This is a genomic window from Actinotalea sp. (genome assembly GCF_035443605.1).
Taxonomy (GTDB): domain Bacteria; phylum Actinomycetota; class Actinomycetes; order Actinomycetales; family Cellulomonadaceae; genus Actinotalea.
In genome coordinates, this window is record NZ_DAORSQ010000131.1 from 1 (window position 1) to 5589 (window position 5589).

Consider the following 5589-nt stretch of genomic DNA (forward strand, 5'->3'; position numbering starts at 1 on the left):
GACCTTCCTGCGCGAGCACCCGCACCAGCGCGTCCTCGTGCACGTCGTGCGACGGCCCGGCACCGCGCTGCGCCTGCCCCTGCACGCGCTCGGGCTCTCGCGCGCCGACCGTCTCGAGACCCTCGCCGGCGAGACCGCCTCGGCCGTCGGGACCGACGCCGTGCTGCTGCCGGGCGACGGCCCCGGCGCCCACGTGTACGCCCTGCACTGACCACACCACGGCAGAGAGACCATCGCCATGCCCACCCACCCCACCCCGCGTCCCTCCGACGTGCACCTGGTGCACCCGGACTGGAGCAACGACGCGACGATCTACCAGATCAACACGCGCCAGTTCACCCCCGAGGGGACCTTCGTCGCCGCCACGTCCCAGCTGCCGCGGCTCGCGACGCTGGGCGTGCAGATCCTGTGGCTCATGCCCGTCCACGAGATCGGCGAGCAGAACCGCAAGGGCACGCTGGGCAGCCCCTACGCGGTCAAGGACTACTACAGCGTCAACCCGGAGCTCGGCACCCTCGCGGAGCTGCGGGGGTTCCTCGACGCCGCGCACGCGCTCGGGCTGCACGTCATCCTCGACTGGGTGGCCAACCACACCGCGTGGGACAACCCGCTCGTCGAGCAGCACCCCGAGTGGTACGCGCGGGACTGGAAGGGTGACCTGCAGCCCTCGCCGTGGTGGGACTGGCCGGACATCGTCGACCTCGACTACGCCAAGCCGGGGTTGCGCTCGTACATGACGGAGGCGATGGCCTACTGGGTGCGCGAGGTGGGCTTCGACGGGTTCCGCTGCGACGTGGCGGGGTTCGTGCCCACCGACTGGTGGGAGGTCACGCGGGCGGAGCTCGAGCGCATCCGGCCGGTGTTCCTGCTCGCCGAGTGGGAGTCCCGCGAGCTGCACGACCGCGCGTTCGACGCCACCTACGGCTGGAGCTGGAACGAGGCGATGCACCGGATCGCGTCGGGCAAGGCCGACGTCGGCGCCCTGCGCGCCTACTACGCGTGGAACGAGAAGGCCTTCCAGGCCGACTGCCTGCGCATGCTCTTCGTGTCCAACCACGACAAGAACGCCTGGGAGGGCACCGAGTTCGAGCAGTTCGGCGACGCGCTGCACGCGGCGATCGTGCTCTCGGTGGTCAGCGAGGGCATCCCGCTGATCTACAACGGCCAGGAGGCGGGCTCCACCAAGCGGCTGCAGTTCTTCGAGCGGGACCCGATCGCGTGGACCGAGCACCCGCTCGGCGACCTCTACGCACGGCTGGTCGCCCTCAAGCGGGCCAACCACGCGCTGTGGAACGGCCGCTGGGGCGGGCGGATGGTCGAGGTCGTCACCGACCGCACCGAGACGTCGCTCGCCTTCGTGCGGCGCCAGGGCGACCACGCCGTGCTGCTCGTGCTCAACCTGTGCGCCGAGCCGGCCGAGCTCACGCTCCTGGACGGGCCGTACCCGGGCGTGTGGGACGACGTGGACTCGGGCGAGCAGGTGCGGCTCGGCGACCACGCCACGCTCGGGCTGGCGGCGTGGGGCTACCGGCTGCTGGTCCAGGGACCGCAGACGGTCGGGGTCACGCGGGGTTGACGGCCTTCTCGGTGGCCATCGCGTCGGTGAACGCGCGCAGGTAGGCGTCGTACACGTCGACGGGAGCCAGGCCGGTGCGGACGATCCCCACGCGGTCGTCGGCCTCGTGGGCCGTCACGGCGGCGAGCACGCGACCGAGCGTCCCCTCGCCGTAGCGCACGGCGTCGGCGACGGTCGCGGAGACCCCAGCGGAGACCAGCACGACGTCGGACGGCACGCCGAGCTGGTCCGCCAGGCCGGACAGCAGCCCGACGGTGTACGCGGCGGCGTCGCCAGCGAGGCTCTCGCACGTCAGGGCGCGGGCCAGGACGAGCCACAGCTGGTCCATCGCGCCGGCGCGGGCCTCGAGGAGGAGGCGACCGACGAGCGCGGAGAGCTCGCGCGCCCCGAGGAGCACCACGGCCTGGGCGACGGTGTCGACCTCGGCGCCCTGCGCCGTGTGGGTGTTCGCCAGGTGCAGCACGCGCAGCGTCAGGACGGGATCGGTGTCGATCACCTGGGCCACCTGGCCGAGGGCGACGGAGGGCTGGGCCAGCAGGTGCGCGACGGCCAGGCACTGCGAGCGCCCGGCACGCAGCACGTGCGGCTGCTCGTCCGGGCGGGGGCGCTCGGCGAACCGGGAGGGTGCTGCGGCGGGGGACACGGCGGCGGGGGCGAGCAGCGCGGTGTCGACGCCCAGTGTCCGCAGCGAGACGCCGGCGGCGGTCGCGGGACGGGGGCGCTCGAGCGTCTGGAGGCCGGCGGGTGCCTGCGTCGGCACGTACCCGGCGGGCGCAGCGGGCCAGGACGTCTGGCGGTCGGCCAGGGCGGCCCGGCTCGTGCGGTTCATGGTCACTCCTCAGAAGGTGTCGGTCTCCTGAGTGATCGGCCGGGCGTCGGGCGTTGTGACGCGCTTCGCGAACTTCACCCGGTGGGCCGCTGACCTGCACCGTTGCCGCGCGGGAGCGCACCGGGCCAGGAGCCGGTCGGGTGGAGCCCTGCGGTCTGCCGGGGGTGGCGGGAGCCGCCTCGCCGGGGTGGCGGGAGCCGCCTCGCCGGGGTGGCGGGAGCCGCCTCGCCGGGGTGGCGGGAGTCGGCAGGGGCTGCTCAGGCGGGGCTGACGGCGCGCGCGGTCGCCAGCGCGTTGGCCAGGCAGCGCACGTACGCGTCCGAGACCCGCATCGGGGCGAGCCCTAGCGCGAGGACCCCGGCGTAGTCGCGGCGCTCGTGCGCCAGGACGGCCGCGAGCACCCGGCCCAGCGGACCCTCGTGCGCACGCAGCGCGCCGGCGAGCGCCGACGAGACGCCGACGATGTCCAGGACCGCCTCGGTGGGCACCCCGAGCTCCTCGATGAGGGCCGAGAGCAGGCCGACGGTGTAGCTGGCCGGGTCGTCGGAGACCGCCTCGCACGTCAGCGCGCGGGCCAGGATGCGCCACAGGCTGTCCATCGCCCCGGGGCGCGCCTCGAGCGCGAGGGTGGCGACGAGGGTGGTGAGCTCGCGCGGGCCGAGCAGCACGACGGCCTGCGCGACCGTGTCGATGCCGCGGCGCAGGCTGAACGCCCCGCTGTTGACGAGGTGCAGCACGCGCACGGTGAGCACGGGGTCGGTGTCGACCACCTCGCTGACCTTGCCGAGCTCGACCGGCTGCTGGTGCAGCAGGTGCATGACCGCAAGGCACTGCAGCTGGCCGGCGCGCAGCACGCGGGGCGCCGGGTCGGTGACCGGGGGCGTGGCGGCGCCGCGCAGGGCGTCCACACCGGCGACGCGGCAGCGGGCGGCCGTGAGCGGGTCGATGTCCTCGGCCAGCACGCGGGTCCCCCGGGCGTGCAGCCGCGCGACGAGGTCCGCCAGGGCCGGGGCCGGCCGGTCGACGAGGGAGACGTCGGACGGCGGGCCGAGCAACGCGGTGTGCACCGTGACGAAGTCGAGCACGGGCAGCAGCGCGTCCTGGAGGGCGCCGCCGCGGTAACCGGGGAGGCACAGCTCCACGCCGCGCCCGCGCAGCCGCGCGGCCCGCTTGCCGGCGTCGGCGGTCAGCTCGAAGCCCGGTGGCAGGTCGAGCACCAGGCGACCGGCGCTGGGCGGACGCGGCAGGTCGCCGTCGATCATCGCGGCGGTCGCGGGCAGGAAGGCGTAGCGGTCCGCCACGAGGTTGGGCAGGTCGAGCGCCAGGTAGCTCTCGTGCAGCGCGGTCGCGGTGTCCCGCGGCACCGCCGCCTCGGCGGCAGCGGCCACCGGCTGCGCCGGCGGGGCGCCGACGTACCCGAAGGACTCGATCCCCGGCGGGGCGTGCGGCGCGGGGACCGGGTGCGGGACGTCGAGGTCCAGCGTGACGGTGTACCCGATGGCGTGGCCGTCGAACGCGACGATCGGCTCGCGGTGCAGCCGCGTGCCGACGCCGGTGGGCTGCGGGCCCGGGATGGTGACCGTGGCGTCGTGCGTCGTGAGCGGCAGGGTCACTCCTGGCGTCTGCGGGGCGGTGACGACCGGTGTCGGCGGTGCGGCGACGACGGTCGCGGCGCGGCCGCGGCGCGGGTGCAGCAGGTCGATCGGCACGTCAGGCGGGACTGACGGCGCGCGCTGTGGCCAGCGCGTTGGCCAGGCAGCTGACGTAGGTGTCGGAGACGTGCAGCGGAGCGAGGCCGAGGGAGAGGACCGTGACGTAGTCCTGGCGCTCGTGCGCGAGCACGGCGGCGAGGGCCTCGCCCAGCGGCCCGGTCCGGTCGCGGACGGCGCGCGTCACACCGGCCGAGACGCCGACCTTCTCGAGCACGACGTCGGCCGGCACGCCCAGCTGGTCGATGAGGCCCGAGAGCATGCCGACCGTGTACCCCGTGGGGTCGTCCGTGAGGGCCTCGACCGTCAGGGCGCGCGCCAGGATGAGCCAGAGGCTGTCCATCGCGTCGGCGCGGGCGTCCAGGGCGAGCGCGGCGACGAGCGGGGTGAGCTCGCGCGGGCCGAGGAGCACGACGGCGTGGTGCACCGTGTCCACCTCCCGGCGCAGGGCGAAGACGCCGCTGTTGACCAGGTGCAGCACGCGCAGCGTGAGCACGGGGTCGGTGTCGATGACCTCCGCGATCTTGCCGACCTCGCGCTCGGGCTCGTTGAGCAGGTGCATGACGGCCAGGCTCTGGAGCTGGCCCGCTCGCAGCACGCGGGGTGCGCCGTCCTGGGCCGGCTGCGTCTCGCCGCCGCGCACGGCGTCCACCCCGGCGGTGCGCGAGCGCGCGGCGACCAGGGCGTCGACCGCATCCGCGAGCACCTGGGTGCCGACGGCGTGCGCCGACCGCACGACGTCGGCCAGCGCGGCGCCGGGACCACCCTCGCCCGGTGCGGTGAGCAGCGCGGGGTCCAGCGTGACGAACGCGAGCTGCGGGAGCAGCGCGACCTGGGCCGCGTCGCCGCGGTAGCCGGCGAGGCCGAGCTCGACGCCCTGGGCCCGCAGCGCGGCGCAGCGTCGCACCGCGTCCTCCTCGAGCTCGAAGCCCACCGGGAGGTCGAGCACGAGCCGGCCGGTGCTCGGGGCCGCGGGCAGGAACCCGGCCAGCATCGCGGGCGTGGCGGGCAGGAAGGCGTAGCGGTCGGCGACGAGGTTGGGCAGGTCCAGCGCGAGGTACTGCTCGTGCAGCATCTCGCCGAGCCGGGCCGGGGCGTCCTGGTACCGCGGGGCGTCGGCGGCGATGGGGGTGCGGATCTCGGCGCCGCGCGCGCCGCCCTGGGTCGGCACCACGGGAGTGAGGTCGAGCGTGAGCGTGAGCGTGTAGCCGACGACCCTGCCGTCGAACGCGACGACGGGGTCCCGGTGCACCCGGGCGAGCACGGGCGACGGCCGCTGGGCGGCCGAGGCGTTGCCGCCGGCGGCGAGCGGGCTGGGGATCACGGTCACTCCTCGAGCGGGTCGGGCAAGGTGCCCCCGGGCGGGGGACGTGGCGGTCGGTGCTGTCGGGCTTGTCGGTCCGGTCGGTCCGGTCGGTCGTCAGGCGGCCGCGCTGAACGGCGCGCGCAGCGGCCAGTCGTCGCCGTCGAGCACC

At 75.4% G+C, this 5589-nt stretch carries 4 protein-coding genes and 1 pseudogene; 2 read left to right on the top strand and 3 right to left on the bottom strand.

What is annotated here, in order from left to right; all coding sequences use genetic code 11:
* Positions 1 to 211: pseudogene (locus tag PKY62_RS11720) on the top strand (glycoside hydrolase family 13 protein); the annotation flags it as partial.
* A gap of 27 nt (positions 212 to 238) precedes the next feature.
* Complete coding sequence (locus PKY62_RS11725; protein ID WP_324537170.1) at positions 239 to 1576, top strand: alpha-amylase family glycosyl hydrolase; 1338 nt, start codon at positions 239 to 241, stop codon at positions 1574 to 1576.
* On the opposite strand, the gene PKY62_RS11730 is transcribed toward PKY62_RS11725, so the two are convergent.
* The 3 genes from PKY62_RS11730 to PKY62_RS11740 all read right to left on the bottom strand — a co-directional run bounded on the left by PKY62_RS11730 (position 1563) and on the right by PKY62_RS11740 (position 5438).
* Positions 1563 to 2405 carry an HDOD domain-containing protein gene (locus PKY62_RS11730; protein ID WP_324537172.1) on the bottom strand — a complete coding sequence of 281 codons (843 nt, stop codon included), beginning with the start codon at positions 2403 to 2405 and terminating at the stop codon, positions 1563 to 1565. The genes PKY62_RS11725 and PKY62_RS11730 overlap by 14 nt on opposite strands.
* Before the next feature lie 257 nt (positions 2406 to 2662).
* Positions 2663 to 4114, bottom strand: coding sequence for an EAL and HDOD domain-containing protein (locus PKY62_RS11735; RefSeq protein ID WP_324537174.1), 1452 nt, complete (start codon positions 4112 to 4114; stop codon positions 2663 to 2665).
* 1 nt (position 4115) lies between these two features.
* On the bottom strand, positions 4116 to 5438 hold the full coding sequence (locus PKY62_RS11740; RefSeq protein ID WP_324537176.1) for an HDOD domain-containing protein: 1323 nt from the start codon (positions 5436 to 5438) through the stop codon (positions 4116 to 4118).
* Between the last annotated feature and the right edge of the window lie 151 nt (positions 5439 to 5589).